This is a genomic window from Pseudomonas sp. (assembly GCF_035277045.1).
Lineage (GTDB): Bacteria > Pseudomonadota > Gammaproteobacteria > Pseudomonadales > Pseudomonadaceae > Aquipseudomonas.
The window spans coordinates 18,780-39,196 of the sequence record NZ_DATELE010000181.1; the positions used below are offsets into that span (position 1 = coordinate 18,780).

The following is a 20,417-nucleotide window of genomic DNA, read 5'->3' on the forward strand; positions in this document are numbered from 1 at the left end:
CTCCGATACCCGGTCAACTCCTGCACATACATTGACCGACCCGGCCCCTCCCATGACCAATCCCTTCGACATGATCAGCGATGCCTTCGCGCCGCAATACCGCGTCAACCTCAGCATCGAGCGGCTGGATGGCAGTATCGTGCTGACGCTTTCAAACGACGATGGCGTGGTGGCCAAACGGCTGATTTCCGAAGCCCAGCGCAACGACCCGGTCCGCCTGCAACGGCTGATCGAGAGCATCCGCTTCGGCATGGCGATCGAGCAAGGCGACAACGCGGTGGAAATGCTCGCGTCCTTGGCCAGGTCTTCAACAGGAACCCGTTGCGGGTCCCTGCCTCCTGCCTGAGCCCTACGCGCCGGGCGGCGCGTCCAGCATCAGGCGGATCATCCTTTCGAAGTCCGAGAGGCGCAGGGTACCCACCCGGTGCTCCTGCTCGAACGAGTGCGGCGCGCTGAACACGCCGAACAGCCCTGGATCATACGTGGGCTCCTCGCCCCGCTCGACCCAGGCCACGGCTTCCAGCACCAGGCTCCTGGAGTTGATGACCTGCTGGCCGACCACGTCTTCGATTTCATTGATGAACACCTGGTCCGGGTCCAGCCCGTGCTGTCGCAGGCTGTCGGCCAGGCGCAGGCGAACCGAGTGGATGAACTGCTCGTAAGCTCCGGTCTGAGTCATGTCGTTGTCCTTTCCAAAACGTACAGCCCCCGCGGCGCCGCGCCGCGAATCCATGGCCTTGCACGCCCGGCCATTGAACTGCCCATCGCGCGTTCACGTTCGCTAACTAACTACCGCCCCGCTTATTTGCCCTCTTCGAGCTCCTGTCCGCTGGCATCGATCACCTTGGCCGAGGGGTAGCGGTACGACGCGTAGCGCACCACCAGGATGGCGAACGCCAGCAGCAGGATGCCGCCGCACAGGTACAGCAGCCCCACATCGGGCGCCTTGTGGTGCGACACGTCGCCGATCAGCAGGCGGGTGAGCGCGGTGATCGCCACGTAGAGCAGGAAGCGGATGGGCATGTGGTTGGTCTTGAAGTAGATGCCGACCATGGCACCAAGCTCCAGGTAGATGAACAGCAGCAGGATGTCATCGACATTCACGCTCCCCTTGTCGAGCATGCCGAAGAAGGTCACCACGGCGGCCCAGGCGGTGATGCCGCCGATGCCGAACAAGGCCAGGTAATGGAAAGACTCCACGCACAGGTTGCCGAGCGAGTCGGCCGAACCGTGCAGGCCCTTGCGCAGCTTTTCAGCCCATTTGATGTTCATGTTCTACAGGTTCCCGATACGACGTGAAGGATGATGCGCCATCGCAGGTGACGGCTTTTGTGTCATGCAGTTAAAGGGCCAGGCCCCGTTCCTGAGAAGGTGACCGATTGCCGCAAGGCACGTCGCGGCTACGCTATGACGGGGCCGCCGGTGGATAAATCGCCATCAGCGGCTTGCAGGCGGGGGACGAATCCGGAATACTGTATATAAATACAGCTAAACACTGATCAACCAGCATAAAGGCACATGAGGTGATGAATGGCCGTCGAAGTGGTATACCGCAGCAGCCGCGACCCGGAGCGCTTGTTCATGGATAAGGCCGAAGCAGACCGTCACGACAAGATGCTCGAACTGGCCGAACGGCTGGCCGAGGTATTGCAAAAGGCCGTGCCTTCGCTGAGCGAACAGCAGGTGGAAGAAGCCGGTATCTACATGGCGAAGAACCGCGATGTATTCGCGCGGGCCTTCAAGAGCCAGCCCGATGCCTTGGCTGAACTGCTCGACGGCAGCTCGGACTCGTAACGCGGTTCAACCGTAGATCAGGCGTTCGGCAAGCATCTGCGCCACGCGGGCTGGCGAACGCCGTTCGGCTTGCGCGTGGGCGAACACCTCGGTGAGGCGCAGGGGGATGCGGGCCAGGTGCGCGGTGATGGTGCCGATGTCTTCGCCACGGTGCTTGAGCGCGACATAGATGAGCCCGCCCGCGTTGATCACGTAGTCCGGCGCGTACAGGATGCCGCGGCTCTCCAGCTGGTCGGCGACCTGCAGCGTGGTCAGCTGGTTGTTGGCAGCGCCAGCCACGGCCGCGCAGCGCAGTTGCATCACGCTCTGGCCGGTGAGCACCGGCCCTACCCCGCACGGCGCGAAGATGTCGCACGGGGTACTGATCAGCGCTTCGTTGGCCACCGGATGGGCGTTGAACTGCTGCATCGCCAGTTGTACCCGTCCGGGGTCATGGTCGCTGACCAACAGCTCCGCGCCTGCCGCGTGCAGCTGCTCGGCCAGCGCGTAGCCGACATTGCCCAGGCCCTGAACCGCCACCCGCAAACCTTCGAGGTTGTCACTGCCCAGGCGCGCCATGGACGTGGCACGGATGCCGGCGAACACGCCCATGGCCGCGTGCGGCGAGGGGTCGCCAGAGGCGGTGGTGCTGGTGACGTGCTGGGTGGACTGGGCGATGCAGTCCATGTCCACGGTCGAGGTGCCGCTGTCCACGGCGGTGATGAAGCGCCCTTGCAAGGTATCGACAAAGCGCCCGAAGGCCTCGAACAGCGCCGCGCGGTTTTCGACATGGGGGTTGCGGATGATCACCGCCTTGCCGCCGCCATAAGCGAGGCCGGCCAGCGCCGCCTTGTAGCTCATGCCCTGGGCCAGGCTGATGGCATCGGTCATGGCGCTGGCGTCATCGGCGTAGGGCAGGTAGCGGCAGCCACCCATGGCGGGGCCCAGGTGTTCACTGTGGATCGCCACCACGGCCTTCAGGCCGGTGGGCGGGTCTGTCCACAGGTGAATGGATTGGGTGCGGGTGCTTTGCATGAGCGCGAACATCGACGGGCTCCCCCGATGAGTCTCTTGTCAGTATAGGCACGGCCCGGGAAGACGCCCGGCCTTGACGGACCACTGGACGAAAACCCGCGCCCAAGCTACAACAAAAGCTAGAGCGGAGATCCCCATGAACCCACGCCAAGCCTGTCTGGCCTGCCTGGAAGGCGAGCCTGTCAACCTGCTGGAAGCTGCCCTCTGGATCGCTGCCGAGCATGATCGCAGCGTCGATATCTCCGCCAATCTCGCCCGGGTCCAGGCCTTGCGACAGGAAATCAGCGCCGCCCTGCCGATGCTGCCCGTCGCCGAGCTGGCCCAGCCGCTGCTGCGCCAGCTCAACGCCCTGGGGTTCCAGCAGGATGAGTACCATCCGCTGCGCCCCCAGGCCGCGTTGCTGGACAAGGTGCTGCTACGCCGCAGGGGCCAGCCTTTGGCCTTGGCGATTCTGGTGATGGAGCTCGCCAGGTGCTTGTCGATCCCGCTGGAAGGGGTGAACTTTCCTGGCCATTTTCTGCTGCGGGTACCCGGCGCCGACCACCTGCTGGACCCCTGCGGCGGACGCCGGCTCTATCCGGCCGACTGCCGCGATCTGCTCGGCCGGCAGTTCGGTCCGCAGATCCAGCTGACCGCCGAGCACCTGCGCACGGCCAGCCCAAAGCAGATGCTCCAGCGCCTGTCACGCAACCTGCGCCAGCTGCATTCGAGCAACGACAACGACCTGGCCGCACTGGTCGATGCCGAGCGGGTGATGCAGCTTGGGCCGGCGGTGGTCAGCGACTACATGGCCCGCGCCACTCTGTACCAGCACCTGGACTGCCCCCAGGCCGAGCGCTTCGACCTGGAGCATGCCCTGCTGTTGACCGAAGACCCGATCCAGCGGCTGCGCTTGAGTGAACGCCTGGGGCAGCTACCGGCGCCGACCCGCTCGATTCACTGAACCGGCGTGTCAGGCTGGTGCGCGGGATGAGCCTGGACAAACGCCGGATGCTGCGCCGCCAGCGCCGCGACCCTGAGGATGCGTGGATAGCCGCTCAGGTCGACGTTGAATCGCTCGGCCGCGTATACCTGTGGCACCAGGTAAAGGTCAGCCAACCCTGGCGTACCACCAAGGCTGAACCCCCGATCGCCAATCAACTGCTCCACCGCCGCCAGGCCTTGGCCAATCCAATGGCCAATCCACTGGGTGACCTGGGCTTCGTCATGCCCGAGCTGGCGCAGCTGGTTGAGCACGCTGACATTGTGCAGCGGATGGATATCGCACCCAATCACCGCCGCCACCCCGCGCACCGTGGCGCGCTGCTCCGCGCTACTGGGCAGCAGCGAGGGGTGTGGATACGCCTCATCCAGGTACTCGATGATGGCCGATGACTGCACCAGCAGCTGGCCGTCGTCGGTGCGCAGCGCCGGTACCCGACCCTGGGGATTGATCGCAAGAAAAGCGGCGGCGCGCTGTTCGCCCTTGAGCAGATTGACCGGCACGGCCTGATAGTCCAGGCCCTTGAGTGCCAGGGCGATCCTCACCCGGTAGGACGAGGTGGAACGGTAATAGGTGAAGAGCTCCATCGCCCTGCCCTCCTAACGTGCCGCGCGGACGGTGCCACGGCATTCGCCGAAGCCGATGCTGGCCACGCCCTCGCGCGTGCAACGGGCGCGCAGGATGATTTCGTCACCGTCCTGCAGGAAGGTGCGCACCTCGCCGCTGGAAAGGTGCACAGGTTGCTTGCCACCCTCGGTGATCTCCAGGAGGCTGCCGAACGATCCTGGCCCCTCACCTGACAGCGTGCCCGAGCCGAACAGGTCCCCGGGCTGCAGCTGGCAACCGTTGACGCTGTGGTGGGCGACCAGCTGGGCCGCGGTCCAGTACATGCTGCGGCTGTTGCTCAGCGTCAGGCAATGGGCGGGCAGGCCCTCGTCGCGCATGCGCGCGGTCCACAGCAGCACCTCGAGCTCGATGTCGAAGGCGCCGCTGGCCTGGTCGTCGGCATCGAACAGATAGGCCAGCGGCTGAGGGTCGCCTTCGGCGCGGGCGGGCTGGGCGCAGCGAAACGGCGCCAGCGCCTCGGCCGTCACTACCCAGGGCGAGACGCTGGTGATGAAACTCTTGGACAGGAACGGCCCCAGCGGCTGGTATTCCCAGGCCTGGATGTCCCGTGCCGACCAGTCGTTCAGCAGGCACAGCCCGGCGATATGCTCGCCCGCCTCGGCCACGGGAATGCTGTCGCCCATCTCGTTGCCCTGGCCAATCCAGATGCCCAGTTCAAGTTCGTAGTCCAGCTTGGCGCAGGGCCCGAACACCGGTTCGGTGTGGCCGGCGGGCAAGGTCTGGCCGTTGGGCCGGCGCACTTCGGTGCCCGATGGGCGCAGGGTGGAGGCGCGGCCGTGGTAGCCAATCGGTACGTACTTGTAGTTGGGCAGCAGCGGGCTGTCGGGGCGGAACAGCTTGCCGACATTGGTGGCGTGCTGGATGCCGACGTAGAAATCGGTGTAGTCGCCGACCCGTGCGGGCAGGTGCATCTGGCACTCGCTGGCCGGATGCAGCGCGGCCTTGAGTTCGGCCTGGTGCTCGCTGTGCTCCCCGAGCAGGACTTGCAGCCGCTCACGCAGGGCCATGCGCGGCCCGCGGCCAAGGGCAAAGAAGTCATTCAGCGCGCCGCCACGAGTGGCTTCGACCGCGGTCCGGGCTGGGCCGTCGAGCAGCCCGGCAGCCAGCACGGTTTCGAGATCGAGGATGGCGTCACCGATGGCCACGCCGCAGCGCCGCGCTTCGCCAGGGCGGCTGAAAATGCCCAGCGGCAGATTCTGCAGCGGAAAATCACCGTGGTCGTTGGCGTGTTCGACCCAGCTGCGGGCGATGGCGGTCTGGTTCATGGGTCAGCTCCGGTTCGGGTTGAAGGTGCTCGGCAGGGTCGCCCAGCAGCTGTCGTAGTCGGCCTGCAATTGCGGGCATTCAAGGGCATGGCGGCTGGGCCGCAGCACCTGGCTGGTCTCGAACATGAAGGCCATGGTGTCGTCTATCCTGTGCGGCGCCAGCTGCGCGCCGATCGCGCGGGTGCAGGTTTCGGCGTCCGGGCCATGAGCGCTCATGCAGCTGTGCAGCGAAGCACCGCCGGGCAGGAAGCCCTCGGCCTTGGCATCGTAGGCACCGTGGATCAGGCCCATGAATTCGTTCATCAGGTTGCGGTGGAACCACGGCGGGCGGAAGGTGTTCTCGGCCACCATCCAGCGTGGGGGGAAGATCACGAAGTCGAGGTTGGCCAGGCCCGGGACGCTGGTCGGCGAAGTCAGGACGGTGAAGATCGACGGGTCCGGGTGGTCGAAGCTGACCGTGCCGATCGTGTTGAAACGGCGCAGATCGTACTTGTAGGGCACGTTGTTGCCGTGCCAGGCCACTACATCCAGCGGCGAGTGCTGCAACTCGCAGCCCCACAGCTCGCCGAGGAATTTCTGCACCAGCCGCACCGGACCGCCGCGCTCCTCGTAGCGGGCCACGGGGGTGAGGAAGTCGCGGGCATTGGCGAGGCCATTGCTGCCGATGGGGCCGAGCTCGGGCAGGCGCAGCGGCGCGCCATGGTTTTCGGCGATGTAGCCACGCGCCTCGCCATCGGGCAGTTCCACCCGGAACTTGAGCCCGCGGGGCAGCACGGCGATTTCCTGCGGCTCGATCTCCAGCACGCCGAGCTCGGTGACGATGCGCAGGCGACCCTGCTGCGGTACCAGCAGCAGCTCGCCGTCGGCATTGAAGAACACGCGCTGCATCGAGCGATTGGCGCAGTAACCATGCACGGTTATTCCGGCCGGGGTCTGCGCTGGCGAATTGGCCGCCATGGCCACCCAGCCGTCGATGAAATCGGTGGGTTCGGTCGGCAATGGCTGTGGGTTCCAGCGCAACCGGTTAGGCGTGGCAGCCCCTGTCGGACCACCGGCCAGCTGACGCTCGAGTCGCTCGAAACGCGGGTGCAGCGCCGAAGGGCGGATGCGGTATAGCCAGGTACGGCGCGCTTCACTTCGGGCCATGGTAAAGGCGGTGCCGGAGAACAGCTCGGCGTACAGGCCGTAGGGCGCCTTCTGGGGCGAGTTCTGCCCCACCGGCAAGGCGCCAGGCAAGGCTTCGCTGGCGAATTCGTTGCCAAACCCGCACAGGTAGTCAGGGAGGGTGTCGAGGGTCATCTGCGCCTCCGGGCTTTGGGGTAAGCCGGCGTTGTTTTTGTCGTAATCAGATTACGAATAACGTAATTTGATTATCAATACACGTCAAGTTACAAAGACGCCCCCACTCGATGACCAGGATGCCCCGGCCATGACCAAAGCCAGCCCCCCTGCCGACAATGGCAAGCAGAAGGTCCGCTCGGCGGAAGTCGGTACCGACATCCTCAAGGCCCTGGCGCAGCTATCGCCTTCCACCTCGCTGTCGCGCCTGGCCGAGCACGTCGACATGCCGGCGAGCAAGGTGCACCGCTACCTGCAGGCGCTGATCGCCAGCGGTTTCGCCGAGCAGAACCCGGCCACCAACCATTACGCACTGGGACGCGAAGCCTTGCGGGTCGGCCTGGCGGCGTTGGGTGGAATGGACGTGCTGAAAGTGGGCGCGCTGCCGTTGTCGCAACTGCGTGATGAACTCAACGAGACCTGTTTCATCGCCGTGTGGGGCAACCTGGGCGCCACGGTGGTGAGCATAGAGCCGGCCGTGCGCGCGGTGACGGTGGTGACGCAGATCGGTTCAGTGCTGCCGCTGCTGAGTTCATCCACCGGCCTGGTGTTCGCCGCCTACCTGCCGCAGCGCGAGACCGTGGAGCTGCGCGACAGTGAGCTGGCGCACCTGGGACAGACGGCAGAGCACTACGCCCCCTTGCTCGCCGGCATTCGCGAGCGCGGCCTGCACCATGTGCACGGCCTGCTGATGCCGGGGGTGGACGCCTTGTCGGCGCCGGTCTTCAACGCCATGGGCCAGGTGGCCGCGGTGATGACCGTGGTCGGGCCCACCTCGATCTTCCATGCGGACGAACAAGGCCCCGCGGCGGAACGCTTGCTGGCAGCAGCGCAGGCCACCAGCTGGCGTATGGGCTTCGAAACGCCCTGACGGCACTGTTACCCGACGGGTAAAAGTGAATGTCACAACCGGCTATTTTTCCTGCTGGATCAAGCGCTTATTCTGAACTCACTGGCACGGCACGAAGGGCACTCCCCCCGCCATTCGCGCCTGCAAGGTTCACCGACGTGGATTTTGAAGCTCCTTGATCTGACGTCTCAGTTGGCCGCTGCGTTTGCAGCGGCCTTTTTTATGGGCGGTGGAAAACCGTTAGGGTCCCGTGCGAGCTCAGGACCAGGCAACCTTCTGCGGCAGGTAACTCAACGGCTGTTCACGAAACGCCAGATAGTGCCTGAGCACCTGCACCGGCGCTTCGGTGTGCGGATAGTGACCGATACCTGGCAACTGCACCGTATCGGGCTTTGGCACCAGCTGCTCATAGCGCTCGGCCATGTGCGCGCCTGAATGCGGATCGACCGCTCCGTTGATCAGGCGCAACGGTATACCTGCCTGCTGCAAGGCGCCCACCCAGCGATCACGGTGCTTCACCCGTTCCGGCAGATAGCCGATCAGCTTGTGCAGCACCCGCGTGCCCCGGTTGGACACCACCAGGCTCCAGTAGTCATCCAGCGCGCTCTCGCTCGGGCGCGTGCATGGGCCGTACAACTGGATAATGTTGCGCACCACATCATCCCGTCCAAACGTGCGCCCGACCAGCCAACCCAAGGGACTGAGCAGCAGCTTCTGGATCAGCAGCAGCTGTGAACTCTCGGGAAACAGGCCACCATTTAGGAAGACGCAACTGGCCACGTCGGCCAGCCCCTCGTGATGCCGCGCCAGCAGTTCCTGGGCGACACTGTCGCCGTAATCATGGGCCAGCAGATGCACCGGCTCGTGCACGCCAAGGTGCGCAAGCAACGCCTGCTGCACGTCGGCCTGCTCCAGCAGGCTGTACTGATGATCGAGGGGCTTGGCCGAGTCGCCGAAGCCGAGCATGTCACACGCAATGACCCGAAAGCGCTGGGCCAGCGGTGCCCACAGGTAATGCCAGTCCCAGCTGGCGGTCGGAAAGCCATGGATCAGCAGCAGAGGTTCGCCCTGCCCTGCGGTCCAGTAGCGGATGCTCTGGCCCCGGAAAGAAAAATTCTGCCCCCGGGTACGCCAGACGCACAATGGAATTTCGGCCAAAGGCATCAGAGTCGTCCCGGTAGTGTGTCATCGAAGGAATCACGCAAGGCTGTGGCTGCGGTCATTGCACTCACCCTGGCACATCTATGTGCTCTCTCTTGGTGCTTCAGTCTAGACAGCTGTCACGTGAGGGAGGAGTGCATTGGCAGCCAGCTTGATGACCTTGTGGGTCAGGCGGCATAGGGCGGTCGCATTGTGCCCTGCGCGCCGGCCCGTAGCCACGCCGTGGCGCGGCCTGATCAGCCCTTCAGCGCGCTGGCAAACCCGGCCAGCCAAGGCTCGGCGTCGGTTTCAGGGGTGACGGTTTCGCTGGCGTCCAGGCGCAGTATTGGCTGCACCTCCTTCAGGCCCAGCTCGGCGAACAGCTCGCGCAGTTGCTCGCCGCCGCCGCAGTAGGTGTCGCCATAGCTGGAATCACCCAGGGCGATCACCGCGCCCGGCAGGCCGCGCCACTCGGCTGGCAATACGTCGCGGATGGCGCTGTACAACGGCATGAGGTTGTCGGGCAGTTCACCCATGCCGGTGGTCGAGGTCACGGCCAGGAAAGCTTGCGGGGCGAAGCCTTGCAGGTCTTGCAGGGTAGCGCGGGTGGCATGCCAGGCTTCGAAGCCCGCGGCCTTGAGGAGGGACTCGGCATGACGGGCAACTTCTTCGGCCGTGCCATACACCGAGCCTGAAAGAATGACGACTTTCATCAGAGAATTCCGAAACGGAGTGAAAACGTAGGATACTAGCATCCGTCAGTGGCAAAAGGCCGCATCCGTGGTCTTTAATACCAACGTCTCTTCCGTGCATGGCCCCTACATGATCAACGCGCAATTGCTGCAATCCATGATCGATGCGTCGAACGACGGCATCGTGGTCGCCGAGCAGGAAGGTGAAGACACCATCCTCATCTATGTCAACGAAGCCTTCGAACGCCTCACCGGCTACACGGCCAGCGAGATCCTTTATCAGGACTGCCGCTTCCTGCAGGGCGATGACCGTGACCAGCTGAGCCGCGCGCGTATTCGCCGTGCCCTGGCCGATGGCAGGCCGTGCCGGGAAGTGCTGCGCAACTACCGCAAGGATGGCAGCGCCTTCTGGAACGAACTGTCGATCACCCCCGTCCGGCATGCTGCCGACCAGCGCACCTATTTCATCGGTATCCAGAAGGACGTGACCCGGCAGGTGGAACTGGAACGTGAGCTGGCGCAATTGCGTACTCAGCTCGCGGCATTGCAGGACGCCTCCGGCCCTTCTCCTTCATCGCATCCGCCGCGCTAAAAAAGCCCAGCCTTCTAGAGTTCCAGCATGCAAGCAGACGCCCTCCTCAGCCAGGATGAACTGGACTTCATCCAGGACATGCAGCATTCGCCGCACCTGAACCTGTCCGACCCGATGTCGGGCTTGCTGCTCAATGGCGACCGCAAGCTCAAGGACCTGCTGACCCGCCTGGTGGCAGATCAGCAGGTGACCTTGCTGGCTCACTACAACAACCAGCAACTGAGTTTTCCCCTGCAACTGGTCGAGGACGAGTTCCACGCCCTGCACCTGCACCTGGGTTCACCCGATATCTTCGAGGATGGCCCCACGTTGCGTCCGTGGCGGCTTTCGCTGGACAGCCCGGTGGAGCTGCTCGACGGGCAAGACCAGCCCAGCGGGTTGTGGGTGCGCGATATTTCCTTCAAGGGCGTGCTGCTGGAACTACGCGGCCTGGCCGAGGCGCCGCCGGAGTTCAACCTGCGCTTCGCCGCCGAGGGCGTGCAGCCGATCGCCATTCGCGGGGCGCTGCGGCGCAGCATCGGGCCGCGCCTGGCAGCCTACGACCTGAGCCGCAGCCTGCCAGTGCAGACCGAGCGGCTGCGTGAGTACATTCTCCAGGCCCACCGCCGCGCGCACCCGGACCTGCACACTCAGGTATCCAGGTGACCCGCCAGGCTTTGCTGCAGGCCACGGCGCATGTGCGCCGCGCCCGCGCCCAGGCACGCCACCTGGGTGCCGGCCAGGCTTTCCTGGGCCAGTTCGGCGGTTTCGCCGGCCAATAGCAGCGGGCACTCCAGCCCTGACGCGAGCCGGCCCAGGCGCCTGCCCAGCCCCAGGGTAGGTGGCCGATTGGCAAACAGCACCAGCGCCTCGGGCGCCAACCGCTCGCAGACCAGCGACAGCTCATCCAGCGGCTGCCCCGGCGCCAGCACGGTCACCGCAAGATCATCGCTGCCCAGCAGCAGGCCGGCGATCAGCAGTTCAAGCTCCGGCACGTGTTCGTCCAGCGGCGCCAGCAGCACGCGCCGGCCCCGGGACTCACGCACCAGGTGCAAGCGCTGCAGCACGCGGGCGCGCAGGAAGTGGTCGAGGAACAGCCATTCGCTGGTCAGCCCAAAGCCGCCGCGCTCCCGGCGCAGGGTCAACCAGACGGGCATGAACACCGCCTCGAAGACCTGCTCCAGCGCATAGCTGGCGAACACCTGGCCGTACAGTTGATCCAGCCGCGCGCCGTCGAACGCGCGTACCGCTTCGCGTACCTGGGCCTGGCAGCGTGCGTGCTGTTCGGGACCTGCGGCGCTCGAGCCGGCCACCAGGGTGGCACGGTCGCGCGCGAGGATGCGGCCGACCTTGCTCACTGCAATCCCGCGGTCGAGCCAGCCAAGAATGCTGTGCACGTCGTCGACGTCGGCCTGCGAGTAAAGCCTGTGCCCGCTTTCGGTGCGTTTTGGCTGGATCAGCCCATAACGGCGCTCCCAGGCGCGCAGCGTGACCGGGTTGACGCCCGTGAGCCGAGAGACCTCGCGGATCGGAAACAGCAACGCATGGTCAAGATCACTGACGACGAGTGAGACGGTTGCCTGTTCGTTCATTGCCAGAAACCCGTGTTGTCTGTGTACGGAAACGGCATTCTACGCGCTTATCCAGCCAGGGGGCATGGCAGCGGTCGGTGCGTTCATCCGCTGGCACTGACGGCACACGAAATCCACGGCATACTCCGCGCCCGATTCTTGCATGCATGCTTGCGTCGCCCATCACCCCGGGCGGCGTACACGAGGCCGGCTACCCGCCATGCCTCCGTTGCCAGGAGATACACGATGTCTACCCCACCCGTTACCATGATGGTTTCGCGCCGCGCCGCGCACGGCCGCTACCAGGACCTGCTGGCCTGGCTGCATGAAGGCGAACAGCTGGCCACCGACTTTCCCGGCTACCTCGGCTCGGGCATCCTCGCCCCGCCCACCGGCGGCGACGAGTTCCAGATCATCTTCCGCTTCACCAGCGAACAAACGCTGCACGCCTGGGAACACTCGGCGTCACGGCGCACCTGGCTGCAACGCGGCAACGGCCTGTTCGAGCGCCCCCACGAGCAGCGGGTCAGCAGCATGAACGGCTGGTTCGGCACGCCGCTGGTGCAGCGCCCGCCGCGCTGGAAACAGGCCGTGGCGATCTGGCTGGCGTTCTTTCCGGTGTCGTTGCTGTTCAACCTGGTGTTCGGCCACTGGCTGGGCGCGCTCGAGCTGGTGCCGCGCATCCTGCTCAGTACCCTGGGGCTGACGCCGGTGATGGTGTACCTGTTCATCCCGCTGTCTACGCGCCTGCTGGCCTCGTGGCTCAACGCTACGCCGGTCGCCGCCGAAGACCGCGCGCGCGGGTTGCGCAGCCGCTGAGCAAGGGCGCGCAAGGCGCTGGAGTTCGGGTATGCTTTGGGCATTCACGCCCAGCCGTAGAAGTCGACCGCCCGAACATGAACAGCCCAATTCTCGTTACCGGAGCCAGCCAGCGTGTCGGGCTGGCCCTGGCCCTCGAACTGGCACAGGCCGGCCATACGGTGGTCAGTGCCAGCCGCAGCATCTGCACGCAAACGCCGCACCCGAACATCATCCCGTTCCAGGCCGACCTGTGCGTTGAGGCCGACCGGCTGGCCCTGATCGAACACCTGCAACGCAACTACGATGGCCTGCGCGCGATCATCCACAACGCCTCGCTGTGGCTGGACGACGCGCCAGGCAACCTCGAGACGATGTTCCGCCTGCACGTCGAGGCGCCCTACCACCTAAACCTGGCGCTCGGCGAGCAGCTGGCGCGGGTGGAAAAGGCCGACATCATCCATATCTGCGACGAGACCTCGTCACGCGGCAGCAAAAGCCATATCGGCTATGCGGCGACCAAGGCCGCGCTGCAGAACATGGTGCTGTCGTTCGCCGAAAAATACGCCCCCACGGTGCGCGTCAACGGTATCCTCCCCGGCTTGCTGATGTTCAAGGAAGACGGCGACCAGGCGTACCGCGAACAGGCGTTGAAAAAAGCCCTGCTGGAATTCGAGCCAGGCGCCCGCCCGCTGATCGAAGCGGTGAGGTTCCTGCTCGACAGCCAGTACAGCACCGGCAGCCAGGTGGTCATCAACGGTGGCCGCCACCTGAAGAACCGCATTGCCTGAGAGAGAACCCCATGACCCCTCAAGAACAGCTTGAACTCGAAGCCGCCGCGTTCCGGCGCCTGGTCGACCATCTGCGCGGCCGCACGGACGTGCAGAACATCGAGCTGATGAACCTCTCCGGTTTCTGCCGCAACTGCCTGTCCAAGTGGTACAAGGCCGCGGCGGATGACCGGCAGATCGACGTAAGCCTGGATGACGCCCGCGAAGTGGTGTACGGCATGCCTTACGCCGAGTGGAAAGCCCAATACCAGAAAGAAGCCAGCGCCGAGCAGCAAGCGGCGTTCGACCAAGGAAAACCTCGTGTCTGATCTCGATACCCTGCGTAACAGCCTCGCCAGCGGCGAACATGCCTTTGCCGACACCCTGGCGTTTGTCGCCGCTCACTACAGCTACCAGCCGCAAGCGTTCAGCAATGGCGGCGTGGAGAATGCCGCCGGACAGAACGAAGGGTCCTGCAAGACCCTGGGCCTGGCCCTGCTCGAAGGGTTGAGCGATCAGCAAGCCCTGCAGGCATTTGGCGAGCACTACCGCAGCGTGGTGGCGACGCCTGAAGGGACTGACCACGGCAATATCCGCGCGCTGATCGCGCATGGGCTCGCCGGGGTGAAATTCGCGGAGCAGCCGCTCAAGCGGCTTGGCTGAGAGACCATCGGACCCGCCGAGGCTCCGGTCATCGGCGGTACGTTGGCGAAATGAAGTGAGGGGTGTGCTCAGGCCGCCCCTTCAGGGGTGGGCACGACCCGCAGTGCGCGCTCCTTTCGCAGCACGTCCAGCCGTGAGCCCTGATAGCGGGTTTCGCGGAAGAACTTCCAGCGCCCGAACAGTCCATACACGTGGGTTACCCGGCCTTGCTCGTGGTACCCCATGCGCAAGTGCAGTTTCATCGCCGGGACGTTGTGCGTCTCGACCACATCCACGACCTTGTTGCAGCCTTTGGCGTGCATGGTATTCCACAGGGCAACCTGCGCATCGGCCGACAGCCGGCTGCCAAAGTAGCGGCGGATCATCTCGCCACCGAACTCGAAGAACTCGCCAGGCTTCACCGGGAAGGTGCAGCCGTAGTAATGGCGGTCATGGTAGTCGCGCACGCTGGCCCAGATGAAGGCAATGGCATCGCCCTGCTCGTCCAGGTACATGTGGCCGGTGTGGCCTTCGGCAGCGAGTTCGCGCATGGTCTCGACGCGGTCCCCGAAATGCCGGGCAAAGGCGTCGGCGTTGCGGGTAGTGATCTCGACCCGCTGGACCGGGGGATGGTCCTTGAGGGTGTGCGGTGCAACCGGGGTGACCAGGTCGCGTTCCATCCAGAGCAGCTCCCAATGGAAGAACACATAACGTTCAACCAGGGTATCAAGCGTGCGGCGCAGGCCTTTTTGCCTGAGTCTTTCTTTTATTTTTTTCAGTTTATCCATACTGCCCTCCCAAGCCGTGGCGACAGTGCCAAGCCAATAAGAGCGGTATAGATCAGCGCATGAACCTTATGGCAATGCGCCAGCGAAAAAATTGTTACAGAGGATTAACACCCGCTAAAGTGGACCGTGCGGACACTAAAAAGGCCTGCACGGTCATGGACTTGCTTACAACTCGATGCAATCAAACCGTACGTCGGTTTCTACGTCGTCGTTGTAGTTCACGTCCTTACGCTCGAATCCGAACAAGTTGAGGAACTCGTGCTTGTAGTACGCGTAATCGGTCCGCTCGAACAGGTTTTCGGTGGTCACATCAGGCCACAGGGCCTTGCACGCATCCTGGACGTCGTCACGCAGTTCCCAGTCGTCCAGGCGCAGGCGGCCTTTTTCGTCGACGTCGGCAGCCGCACCGTCTTCACGGTACATGCGCTCGCGGAACAGGCGGTTGAGCTGGTCGCCGGTGCCTTCGTGGACGCCTTTCTCTTTCATGATCTTGAAGACCATGGACAGGTACAGCGGCATGACCGGGATGGCCGAGCTGGCCTGGGTCACGACCGACTTGAGCACCGCGACGTTGGCGCCGCCACCGACTTTCTTGTCCAGGCGCTGGGCGGTTTCGTCCAGATCCTGCTTGGCCTTGCCCAGGGCGCCGTGCCAGTAGATCGGCCAGGTGATCTCGGTGCCGATGTAGCTGAAGGCCACGGTGCGCGCCTGCTCAGCGAGTACGCCGGCGTCGGCCAGGGCGTCGATCCACAGCTGCCAGTCCTGGCCACCCATGACGGTGACGGTGTCGGCGATTTCCTGCTCGGACGCAGGCTCGATCGACGCCTCGATGATGCCGTCCTTGTTGGTGTCGATGGCGGTCGACTTGTACGGCTGGCCGATCGGCTTGAGCGCCGAGCGCACCAGTTCGCCGGTCTGCGGCAGCTTGCGCACCGGGGATGCCAGGGAATAGATGACCAGGTCGACCTGACCGCCCATTTCGTTCTTGATCAGTTCGATGACCTTGGCGCGGGCTTCGTCGGAGAAGGCGTCGCCATTGATCGACTTGCTGTACAGGCCTTCAGCCTTGGCGAACTTGTCGAAGGCCGCGGCGTTGTACCAGCCGGCGGTGCCGGACTTGGTCTCGGTGCCAGGCTTTTCGAAGAACACGCCCAGGGTGTCGGCCTTGAAGCCGAAGGCTGCGGTGATACGCGCCGCCAGGCCGTAGCCGCTGGAAGCACCGATCACCAGGACCTTCTTCGGCCCATCCTCGCGCACACCCAGTTTGCGGGTGGCTTCGATCTGGTCACGGACATTGAGCTCACAGCCTTTCGGGTGAGTCGTGGTGCAGATGAAACCGCGGACTTTAGGATGAATGATGGCCAATGTCTGTACCTCTTCAGGTGTTAAGGCATGGCACACGCGCCGTGGCAGGCGGCGTGCCGTTGAGTAGAAGGTGAGACTACACCCACACGCTTTCCGACACATCTTACGGGTTGATGGCGGGGTTCAAAAGCCGGGGGCGTTCAGGGATGGGGGTCATTGTCCCGCAGACGACGGCGCCCCGTGAGCATCGACAGCGGCAGGTTCTCGCGCAGGCGCACGCTTTCGACGATGGCCGCCAGCACATGTATGCACACCAGCGTCAGCAAGGCATTGGCCAGAAAGCTGTGGATATCCATCGGCCAGTCCGCGCCCCACAGCGCGTCGACTTCCTGGGACAGCCAGCCGGTCAGGCCGAGCCCGGCCACGCAGCTCATCATCAGCACCATGACCAGCGCCCCCAGCGGTGTGTGACCCATGCGGTGGAAGGGCTGCCAGCGCAGCACGGCCCGGCCGTGCGCCAGCAGGCGCGCCGGGGTCGGCCAGAAGTCGGCCCAGCGCGCGCTCGGGGGGCCGACAAACCCCCACGCCACGCGCAGCGCCACACAGGCGCAGGCGTAGTAGCCCAGCCACTGGTGCCAGTCATCCCCTTCTTCGTTGAAGAAGTAATTGGCGAAGAACACCACCGCCAGGGACCAATGGCACACACGCAGCAGCGGGTCCCAGAGGCGCACCGTGGCGCCGGGCATCAGTCCTCGATCTCGGTCTTGACCGCCTTGCCGGTGACCGGGTCATGGTAGATCTCGACCTTGCGGCCATCCTTGTCGAAGCCGTAGATCTCGTAGCAGTTGCCCTTGGTGACCTTGAACTTGTTGATGCGGTAGCCCTGTTCCTTGAGCTTTGCCTGGAACTGCTCCTGGTCTTGCCAGGTGCTGCGCTCGGCAGTGGTGCACTTGGGGTCCGCGGCGACGGCCGTGCTGCCCAGCAGCAAGGCGATGGCGATCAGGTTGCGCATGGTGACAGCTCCGGTTGGATGGCACGTTTTTACTGTAGCGGGCCGCGTCCGTTGCGCTACCCGCTTTTGCGCAGTCCGTCAGGTCAGGTACTCTCGGCGGACCGCTACGGATAACGGTGAACCCTCATGCACGTGCGCGCGATCAGCCTCCATGACCTGGAGAGTTTCTACGACCTGTTTTGCGAGGTTAACGGCGAGGGGCTGTTTTCGGCACGCGCCACGCCCCCACCCAAGCACGCCGTCGCCCGCGCCCTGGGCCAGGTGGTCGCCCATGACTGGCCGCTGTACGTGATCGAACAGGACGGCATGATCATCGCTTCGGCCGAAGCCTACCCGGAGAGCTTCTGCCGCAAGGGCGCGAGGCCGCTGGTCGGGGTACTGGGAATGCAGGTCAAGCACGGCTACCGCCGTCGTGGTTACGGTGCCCTGCTGCTGCATGCCGTGATCGAGCATGGGAAGCGGCTCGGGTTCGAGGCGATCGAACTGACGGTGCTCAAGTCCAACGACGCGGCGCGGGCCTTGTATGACAAGGTCGGGTTTGCGTGGGTCGAAGACCTGTTGCCGTGCGTGTTGCCAGGTGGGCAAGAGGACAGGCTGGAGAAGATGCGCCTGGCGCTCGGGCACCACGGCTAGGACGTGCTGTGGGAGCAACTCTCTTCTACCGAAATACTCGGTTCCCGGCCCGGCATAGCCGGGACCCTGTGGGAGCAACTGTCTTCAACCTGGTTACTCACCTCTCGGCCCGGCATAGCCGGGCCCTGTGGGAGCGTGCCTTGTGCCGCGATTCGAGGGCAAAGCCCTCGCCGGTCCACAAATGCATCAGTGCACACGATGCACGCAGGGAACGCCGGCGTTGGAGGGTAAACCCCCGCAACGCCGGTCCAATCCAGGAGCCCTTAAGCCTTCAAAGCCCCCCTGCTCCTCATCCTCCCTACCTCCACATCATCAATGATCGCCTTCGCAAACTCGCTCAAGTAATACGCAGCACACAGCATGTCGCCATCGCCATCGACGATACCCGCATGCAGCAGCTTCTTCACACAACCCAACAGTGTCGAAATCTGCTCCAGCGCATAATCGCAGGGCACACCCGGATTGATCCGAAACAAATCCATCGGCGGATCCTCAGTGGTAATGAAACTGGCAACACCCGCAGTCTTCGCTGATTCGCTCATGCCGACACCTCCTGATGCTCGGCGGCCTGCATCTTGGCAAGCGCATGCTCGATCAACGCCTGCGCGGTTTCGGCACAGTGCAACACATTCACCAGCATGCCCTGCCCGGGCTCCTTGAAGTGCGCGCGGCAATATTCATCGGTGGTTTCGTAAACGCCGCGCAGGAGTTCGCTGGCGTAGACGAGGGAGTCGTGAGGGGTCAGGTGGCTGTGGAGAGTGTAGTGCGGGGTGGTGATGATGTGGTGGGGTGGATCGGGGACGATCTTTTTCATGACGTAACTCCTATATCTAACAGGAGCTGTCCCCCAAATCCCTCTCACAGGATGAGGGTGGCAGCCGTACGCGGGGTGAGAGACCGGTAGATATAGGAAACCCGGCCAGACCGAAGTCTGCCCGCGCACAGCTGCCATAACATCTGCTGTAACATCTACACGGGCTCTCACACCCGATCGTCAAAGATGACGACCCGGAAAAGTTAGCCCTGAAGCATTGTCCCCGCAACGGGAAAATTCAGCATTCCTTGTAGGATACTTCCCAAAGTTGCGAAACCGAAATATTTCGCAGCCTGGGAGCTCCGAGATATGCCGCGGTAATCCCTATCGACGCTATCATCGAGCCACAAGTGCGCAATACCCAATCTCGAGATCCCTGATGATCGTAAAGCCCGACGCCGTCTCAGACCTTGAGCTGGATGCCTTGGAAAGCCAGATTCCGGTTCAAGCCTTGATAGCTACGCACATCGCCCACTGCCGAGCGCTTGCGGTAAGCCCGCAGGGTGTACTGTGCGTCGATGCCGGGAACCTGGTTCGTGTCTTTCAAGACGGTACCAGGCAGTTTGTAGGCAAGGCAAAGCCACGCCGCAAGGTGAAGGTCGGTGAGTTAATTACCGTGCGGCGCTTCGAAAGGGCTCAAGAAGACATCTCCCCTTTGGGTTACAACGTGGGTGACGAATCCCCCACGTAAACTCCGGTCTCACGGCTCACTGTCATAAGGTCAGTGAAGAGGCCCGTCCCGACCCTGCAGCTTTAGATCCCTGCTGGGCCAGGACCTTTGTGGATCGGCGCCTAGACAAACCAGTTCTCACAGTTCCAGCTCAAACCTCGAAAGCGGCGCGCCTACTAAGACGCTGCATGCGCTAGCGTTGCCCGCCATGGTAGAAGCCGCGCATCCTTACCCCTCAAACCGCATGCAAGCAAACCCGGTATTCACCGTCAACGGCTTCACCACCTCAGTGGTTTCCTTCCCATTCTCCTGCTTGACCAGCTCAAGCCCGCACGCGTACCTGTAGGTGTCATACAGCGGAATAATCTTCTCGACCGTCATGCTCGAACGCGACTTCAACGTATAGACCGCCCCTTCCTGCGGCGTCAGCTTGAAGGGCAGCTTGCAAGTCTGGCGAGCCGCCTCCTGCCAGAAGGTAATCACCAATGGCTTGCCCGGCACCACCGGCGCTTCGAAGTGATCGCCCTTGCGTGGAATCGCCGTCCAGCCCGAATAGCAACCTGAGTCGCTGAAGCTCAAAGCCTGCAGGGTTATGCCTTTTTCATAGGTCATCCTGATCGTTGCCGAAGGCTCGCCAGATTCCGGAAACCGGTATTGATCCCCCTGCAACGCGGTGCAGCCAGCCAGAGCGACGGCGCCCACCAAGGCGAATACAGCACGAAGACCTGCATACCCAGTTTCAAGCGAAGACATCCATAACCTCCTTGTCAGACCGGGCAAGGATGCCCGTTTGAAATGAGGCGCAATGGTAGCGGATTGAGGGAGGGAGCGGTGTGCAGAGCGGGATGGTATGTAATCAAACGCGCCGATTGGCAGCCTCATAGACCTCATCGTCACGTCGGGCTCCGACACAAATAACCAGGATGATCTCGGTGCCATTTATCCGATAGACGATCCGCACATCCCCCGTACGGATCCTCCGACAGCCGGCCAGCACACCGCGCAAGGGCTTCCCAAGCTTGTCAGGCTCTCCTTGGGCAATGCGCTCGCGGACCACCTTCAGAACTCTTCGAGCTTCAGCACGCCCTAACTGCAACAGATCTTGCTCTACTTCGGGGTGATACCTGACTGTCCAGACCAT

29 protein-coding genes are annotated in these 20,417 nt (G+C 63.6%); 12 read left to right on the forward strand and 17 right to left on the reverse strand.

All coding sequences use genetic code 11. The features are described 5' to 3' along the window. Nucleotides 1–52 precede the first annotated feature (52 nt). Nucleotides 53–346: a DUF3509 domain-containing protein gene (locus tag VJS90_RS09215; protein WP_324121222.1), complete on the forward strand. Its 294-nt coding sequence runs from the start codon at nt 53–55 to the stop codon at nt 344–346. A gap of 3 nt (nt 347–349) precedes the next feature. Here the strand turns inward: VJS90_RS09215 and VJS90_RS09220 are convergent, their stop codons facing one another. Further along, nucleotides 350–679 (reverse strand): hypothetical protein, encoded by a 330-nt coding sequence (locus tag VJS90_RS09220; protein ID WP_324121224.1) that lies wholly within the window; start codon nt 677–679, stop codon nt 350–352. A gap of 122 nt (nt 680–801) precedes the next feature. Further along, entirely contained in the window at nt 802–1,272 is a 471-nt protein-coding gene (locus VJS90_RS09225) for a phosphate-starvation-inducible protein PsiE (protein ID WP_324121226.1), read from the reverse strand. Between the two features lie 258 nt (nt 1,273–1,530). Here VJS90_RS09225 and VJS90_RS09230 point away from each other — a divergent pair, with 258 nt between their 5' ends. Next, the gene (locus VJS90_RS09230; RefSeq protein WP_324121228.1) at nt 1,531–1,794 is read left to right on the forward strand and encodes a YebG family protein; all 264 of its coding nucleotides are present in this window, start codon (nt 1,531–1,533) and stop codon (nt 1,792–1,794) included. A gap of 6 nt (nt 1,795–1,800) precedes the next feature. On the opposite strand, the gene VJS90_RS09235 is transcribed toward VJS90_RS09230, so the two are convergent. Then, the gene (locus VJS90_RS09235; RefSeq protein ID WP_324121230.1) at nt 1,801–2,820 is read right to left on the reverse strand and encodes a Leu/Phe/Val dehydrogenase; all 1,020 of its coding nucleotides are present in this window, start codon (nt 2,818–2,820) and stop codon (nt 1,801–1,803) included. Between the two features lie 124 nt (nt 2,821–2,944). On the opposite strand from VJS90_RS09235, the gene VJS90_RS09240 reads away from it, so the two are divergent. Beyond that, the gene (locus VJS90_RS09240; protein WP_324121232.1) at nt 2,945–3,751 is read left to right on the forward strand and encodes a SirB1 family protein; all 807 of its coding nucleotides are present in this window, start codon (nt 2,945–2,947) and stop codon (nt 3,749–3,751) included. Here the strand turns inward: VJS90_RS09240 and maiA are convergent. From maiA to hmgA, 3 genes are read right to left on the reverse strand one after another with little or no spacing between them, the layout of a single operon-like run. Then, nucleotides 3,745–4,377 carry a maleylacetoacetate isomerase gene (gene maiA, locus VJS90_RS09245; protein ID WP_324121234.1) on the reverse strand — a complete coding sequence of 211 codons (633 nt, stop codon included), beginning with the start codon at nt 4,375–4,377 and terminating at the stop codon, nt 3,745–3,747. The genes VJS90_RS09240 and maiA overlap by 7 nt on opposite strands. A gap of 12 nt (nt 4,378–4,389) precedes the next feature. Then, on the reverse strand, nt 4,390–5,682 hold the full coding sequence (fahA, locus tag VJS90_RS09250) for a fumarylacetoacetase (protein ID WP_324121236.1): 1,293 nt from the start codon (nt 5,680–5,682) through the stop codon (nt 4,390–4,392). A 3-nt stretch (nt 5,683–5,685) separates the two neighbouring features. Then, the gene (hmgA, locus tag VJS90_RS09255; protein WP_324121238.1) at nt 5,686–6,981 is read right to left on the reverse strand and encodes a homogentisate 1,2-dioxygenase; all 1,296 of its coding nucleotides are present in this window, start codon (nt 6,979–6,981) and stop codon (nt 5,686–5,688) included. A 130-nt stretch (nt 6,982–7,111) separates the two neighbouring features. Between hmgA and VJS90_RS09260 the strand changes: the two genes are divergently transcribed. Further along, complete coding sequence (locus VJS90_RS09260) at nt 7,112–7,891, forward strand: IclR family transcriptional regulator (protein WP_324121240.1); 780 nt, start codon at nt 7,112–7,114, stop codon at nt 7,889–7,891. Nucleotides 7,892–8,128: 237 nt separating this feature from the next. On the opposite strand, the gene VJS90_RS09265 is transcribed toward VJS90_RS09260, so the two are convergent. Both VJS90_RS09265 and VJS90_RS09270 read right to left on the reverse strand, forming a co-directional pair. Further along, the gene (locus VJS90_RS09265) at nt 8,129–9,034 is read right to left on the reverse strand and encodes an alpha/beta hydrolase (RefSeq protein ID WP_324121241.1); all 906 of its coding nucleotides are present in this window, start codon (nt 9,032–9,034) and stop codon (nt 8,129–8,131) included. A 233-nt stretch (nt 9,035–9,267) separates the two neighbouring features. Further along, a complete protein-coding gene (locus VJS90_RS09270) occupies nt 9,268–9,723 on the reverse strand; it encodes a flavodoxin (protein ID WP_324121243.1) in 456 nt (151 codons plus the stop codon). A gap of 109 nt (nt 9,724–9,832) precedes the next feature. Here VJS90_RS09270 and VJS90_RS09275 point away from each other — a divergent pair, with 109 nt between their 5' ends. Both VJS90_RS09275 and VJS90_RS09280 read left to right on the forward strand, forming a co-directional pair. Next, complete coding sequence (locus tag VJS90_RS09275) at nt 9,833–10,294, forward strand: PAS domain S-box protein (RefSeq protein WP_324121348.1); 462 nt, start codon at nt 9,833–9,835, stop codon at nt 10,292–10,294. 27 nt (nt 10,295–10,321) lie between these two features. Further along, nucleotides 10,322–10,939, forward strand: a complete 618-nt coding sequence (locus tag VJS90_RS09280) for a hypothetical protein (RefSeq protein ID WP_324121245.1) — start codon at nt 10,322–10,324, stop codon at nt 10,937–10,939. On the opposite strand, the gene VJS90_RS09285 is transcribed toward VJS90_RS09280, so the two are convergent. Further along, nucleotides 10,924–11,865 carry a MerR family transcriptional regulator gene (locus VJS90_RS09285; RefSeq protein ID WP_324121247.1) on the reverse strand — a complete coding sequence of 314 codons (942 nt, stop codon included), beginning with the start codon at nt 11,863–11,865 and terminating at the stop codon, nt 10,924–10,926. The genes VJS90_RS09280 and VJS90_RS09285 overlap by 16 nt on opposite strands. Before the next feature lie 225 nt (nt 11,866–12,090). Here VJS90_RS09285 and VJS90_RS09290 point away from each other — a divergent pair, with 225 nt between their 5' ends. The 4 genes from VJS90_RS09290 (at nt 12,091) to VJS90_RS09305 (ending at nt 14,075) form a co-directional block, all read left to right on the forward strand. After that, nucleotides 12,091–12,663: an antibiotic biosynthesis monooxygenase gene (locus VJS90_RS09290; RefSeq protein WP_324121249.1), complete on the forward strand. Its 573-nt coding sequence runs from the start codon at nt 12,091–12,093 to the stop codon at nt 12,661–12,663. A 77-nt stretch (nt 12,664–12,740) separates the two neighbouring features. After that, nucleotides 12,741–13,433 carry a dihydromonapterin reductase gene (gene folM / locus VJS90_RS09295; RefSeq protein ID WP_324121251.1) on the forward strand — a complete coding sequence of 231 codons (693 nt, stop codon included), beginning with the start codon at nt 12,741–12,743 and terminating at the stop codon, nt 13,431–13,433. 11 nt (nt 13,434–13,444) lie between these two features. After that, entirely contained in the window at nt 13,445–13,741 is a 297-nt protein-coding gene (locus VJS90_RS09300; protein WP_324121252.1) for a DUF1244 domain-containing protein, read from the forward strand. Next, on the forward strand, nt 13,734–14,075 hold the full coding sequence (locus VJS90_RS09305) for a HopJ type III effector protein (RefSeq protein WP_324121254.1): 342 nt from the start codon (nt 13,734–13,736) through the stop codon (nt 14,073–14,075). Before VJS90_RS09300 ends, VJS90_RS09305 begins: the two co-directional genes overlap by 8 nt. Before the next feature lie 68 nt (nt 14,076–14,143). Here the strand turns inward: VJS90_RS09305 and VJS90_RS09310 are convergent, their stop codons facing one another. From VJS90_RS09310 to VJS90_RS09325, 4 genes are all read right to left on the reverse strand, one after another. Beyond that, a complete protein-coding gene (locus VJS90_RS09310) occupies nt 14,144–14,842 on the reverse strand; it encodes an N-acetyltransferase (protein ID WP_324121256.1) in 699 nt (232 codons plus the stop codon). A gap of 165 nt (nt 14,843–15,007) precedes the next feature. Beyond that, nucleotides 15,008–16,207, reverse strand: a complete 1,200-nt coding sequence (gene fabV, locus VJS90_RS09315) for an enoyl-ACP reductase FabV (RefSeq protein ID WP_324121258.1) — start codon at nt 16,205–16,207, stop codon at nt 15,008–15,010. A 140-nt stretch (nt 16,208–16,347) separates the two neighbouring features. Continuing rightward, complete coding sequence (locus VJS90_RS09320; RefSeq protein WP_324121260.1) at nt 16,348–16,893, reverse strand: cytochrome b/b6 domain-containing protein; 546 nt, start codon at nt 16,891–16,893, stop codon at nt 16,348–16,350. Further along, nucleotides 16,893–17,159: a PepSY domain-containing protein gene (locus VJS90_RS09325; RefSeq protein ID WP_324121262.1), complete on the reverse strand. Its 267-nt coding sequence runs from the start codon at nt 17,157–17,159 to the stop codon at nt 16,893–16,895. Before VJS90_RS09325 ends, VJS90_RS09320 begins: the two co-directional genes overlap by 1 nt. 126 nt (nt 17,160–17,285) lie before the next feature. Between VJS90_RS09325 and VJS90_RS09330 the strand changes: the two genes are divergently transcribed. Further along, nucleotides 17,286–17,792, forward strand: coding sequence for a GNAT family N-acetyltransferase (locus tag VJS90_RS09330; protein ID WP_324121264.1), 507 nt, complete (start codon nt 17,286–17,288; stop codon nt 17,790–17,792). Nucleotides 17,793–18,055: 263 nt separating this feature from the next. On the opposite strand, the gene VJS90_RS09335 is transcribed toward VJS90_RS09330, so the two are convergent. Together VJS90_RS09335 and VJS90_RS09340 are read right to left on the reverse strand one after the other, a co-directional pair. Beyond that, nucleotides 18,056–18,334: a DUF3077 domain-containing protein gene (locus tag VJS90_RS09335; RefSeq protein WP_324121267.1), complete on the reverse strand. Its 279-nt coding sequence runs from the start codon at nt 18,332–18,334 to the stop codon at nt 18,056–18,058. Continuing rightward, nucleotides 18,331–18,606 (reverse strand): hypothetical protein, encoded by a 276-nt coding sequence (locus VJS90_RS09340; RefSeq protein WP_324121269.1) that lies wholly within the window; start codon nt 18,604–18,606, stop codon nt 18,331–18,333. Before VJS90_RS09340 ends, VJS90_RS09335 begins: the two co-directional genes overlap by 4 nt. A 379-nt stretch (nt 18,607–18,985) precedes the next feature. Here VJS90_RS09340 and VJS90_RS09345 point away from each other — a divergent pair, with 379 nt between their 5' ends. Further along, nucleotides 18,986–19,297: a hypothetical protein gene (locus VJS90_RS09345; RefSeq protein WP_324121271.1), complete on the forward strand. Its 312-nt coding sequence runs from the start codon at nt 18,986–18,988 to the stop codon at nt 19,295–19,297. Between the two features lie 207 nt (nt 19,298–19,504). Here VJS90_RS09345 and VJS90_RS09350 read toward each other — a convergent pair whose 3' ends face one another. Beyond that, nucleotides 19,505–20,029 carry a hypothetical protein gene (locus tag VJS90_RS09350; protein WP_324121273.1) on the reverse strand — a complete coding sequence of 175 codons (525 nt, stop codon included), beginning with the start codon at nt 20,027–20,029 and terminating at the stop codon, nt 19,505–19,507. 103 nt (nt 20,030–20,132) lie between these two features. Next, entirely contained in the window at nt 20,133–20,417 is a 285-nt protein-coding gene (locus VJS90_RS09355) for a type II toxin-antitoxin system RelE/ParE family toxin (RefSeq protein WP_324121275.1), read from the reverse strand.

What these genes read in the sequence shown, in the direction of transcription:
- VJS90_RS09325 (WP_324121262.1), bottom strand. Translation starts at nt 17,159, where the DNA reads ATGCGCAACCTGATCGCCATCGCCTTGCTGCTGGGCAGCACGGCCGTC.
- VJS90_RS09355 (WP_324121275.1), bottom strand. Translation starts at nt 20,417, where the DNA reads ATGGTCTGGACAGTCAGGTATCACCCCGAAGTAGAGCAAGATCTGTTG.
- VJS90_RS09230 (WP_324121228.1), top strand. Translation starts at nt 1,531, where the DNA reads ATGGCCGTCGAAGTGGTATACCGCAGCAGCCGCGACCCGGAGCGCTTG.
- VJS90_RS09280 (WP_324121245.1), top strand. Translation starts at nt 10,322, where the DNA reads ATGCAAGCAGACGCCCTCCTCAGCCAGGATGAACTGGACTTCATCCAG.
- VJS90_RS09225 (WP_324121226.1), bottom strand. Translation starts at nt 1,272, where the DNA reads ATGAACATCAAATGGGCTGAAAAGCTGCGCAAGGGCCTGCACGGTTCG.
- VJS90_RS09345 (WP_324121271.1), top strand. Translation starts at nt 18,986, where the DNA reads ATGATCGTAAAGCCCGACGCCGTCTCAGACCTTGAGCTGGATGCCTTG.
- fahA (WP_324121236.1), bottom strand. Translation starts at nt 5,682, where the DNA reads ATGAACCAGACCGCCATCGCCCGCAGCTGGGTCGAACACGCCAACGAC.
- VJS90_RS09240 (WP_324121232.1), top strand. Translation starts at nt 2,945, where the DNA reads ATGAACCCACGCCAAGCCTGTCTGGCCTGCCTGGAAGGCGAGCCTGTC.
- VJS90_RS09290 (WP_324121249.1), top strand. Translation starts at nt 12,091, where the DNA reads ATGTCTACCCCACCCGTTACCATGATGGTTTCGCGCCGCGCCGCGCAC.
- hmgA (WP_324121238.1), bottom strand. Translation starts at nt 6,981, where the DNA reads ATGACCCTCGACACCCTCCCTGACTACCTGTGCGGGTTTGGCAACGAA.
- VJS90_RS09335 (WP_324121267.1), bottom strand. Translation starts at nt 18,334, where the DNA reads ATGAGCGAATCAGCGAAGACTGCGGGTGTTGCCAGTTTCATTACCACT.
- VJS90_RS09340 (WP_324121269.1), bottom strand. Translation starts at nt 18,606, where the DNA reads ATGAAAAAGATCGTCCCCGATCCACCCCACCACATCATCACCACCCCG.
- VJS90_RS09300 (WP_324121252.1), top strand. Translation starts at nt 13,445, where the DNA reads ATGACCCCTCAAGAACAGCTTGAACTCGAAGCCGCCGCGTTCCGGCGC.
- VJS90_RS09265 (WP_324121241.1), bottom strand. Translation starts at nt 9,034, where the DNA reads ATGCCTTTGGCCGAAATTCCATTGTGCGTCTGGCGTACCCGGGGGCAG.
- VJS90_RS09270 (WP_324121243.1), bottom strand. Translation starts at nt 9,723, where the DNA reads ATGAAAGTCGTCATTCTTTCAGGCTCGGTGTATGGCACGGCCGAAGAA.
- folM (WP_324121251.1), top strand. Translation starts at nt 12,741, where the DNA reads ATGAACAGCCCAATTCTCGTTACCGGAGCCAGCCAGCGTGTCGGGCTG.
- VJS90_RS09330 (WP_324121264.1), top strand. Translation starts at nt 17,286, where the DNA reads ATGCACGTGCGCGCGATCAGCCTCCATGACCTGGAGAGTTTCTACGAC.
- maiA (WP_324121234.1), bottom strand. Translation starts at nt 4,377, where the DNA reads ATGGAGCTCTTCACCTATTACCGTTCCACCTCGTCCTACCGGGTGAGG.
- VJS90_RS09285 (WP_324121247.1), bottom strand. Translation starts at nt 11,865, where the DNA reads ATGAACGAACAGGCAACCGTCTCACTCGTCGTCAGTGATCTTGACCAT.
- VJS90_RS09350 (WP_324121273.1), bottom strand. Translation starts at nt 20,029, where the DNA reads ATGTCTTCGCTTGAAACTGGGTATGCAGGTCTTCGTGCTGTATTCGCC.
- VJS90_RS09275 (WP_324121348.1), top strand. Translation starts at nt 9,833, where the DNA reads ATGATCAACGCGCAATTGCTGCAATCCATGATCGATGCGTCGAACGAC.
- VJS90_RS09235 (WP_324121230.1), bottom strand. Translation starts at nt 2,820, where the DNA reads ATGTTCGCGCTCATGCAAAGCACCCGCACCCAATCCATTCACCTGTGG.
- VJS90_RS09320 (WP_324121260.1), bottom strand. Translation starts at nt 16,893, where the DNA reads ATGCCCGGCGCCACGGTGCGCCTCTGGGACCCGCTGCTGCGTGTGTGC.
- VJS90_RS09260 (WP_324121240.1), top strand. Translation starts at nt 7,112, where the DNA reads ATGACCAAAGCCAGCCCCCCTGCCGACAATGGCAAGCAGAAGGTCCGC.
- VJS90_RS09215 (WP_324121222.1), top strand. Translation starts at nt 53, where the DNA reads ATGACCAATCCCTTCGACATGATCAGCGATGCCTTCGCGCCGCAATAC.
- VJS90_RS09310 (WP_324121256.1), bottom strand. Translation starts at nt 14,842, where the DNA reads ATGGATAAACTGAAAAAAATAAAAGAAAGACTCAGGCAAAAAGGCCTG.
- VJS90_RS09220 (WP_324121224.1), bottom strand. Translation starts at nt 679, where the DNA reads ATGACTCAGACCGGAGCTTACGAGCAGTTCATCCACTCGGTTCGCCTG.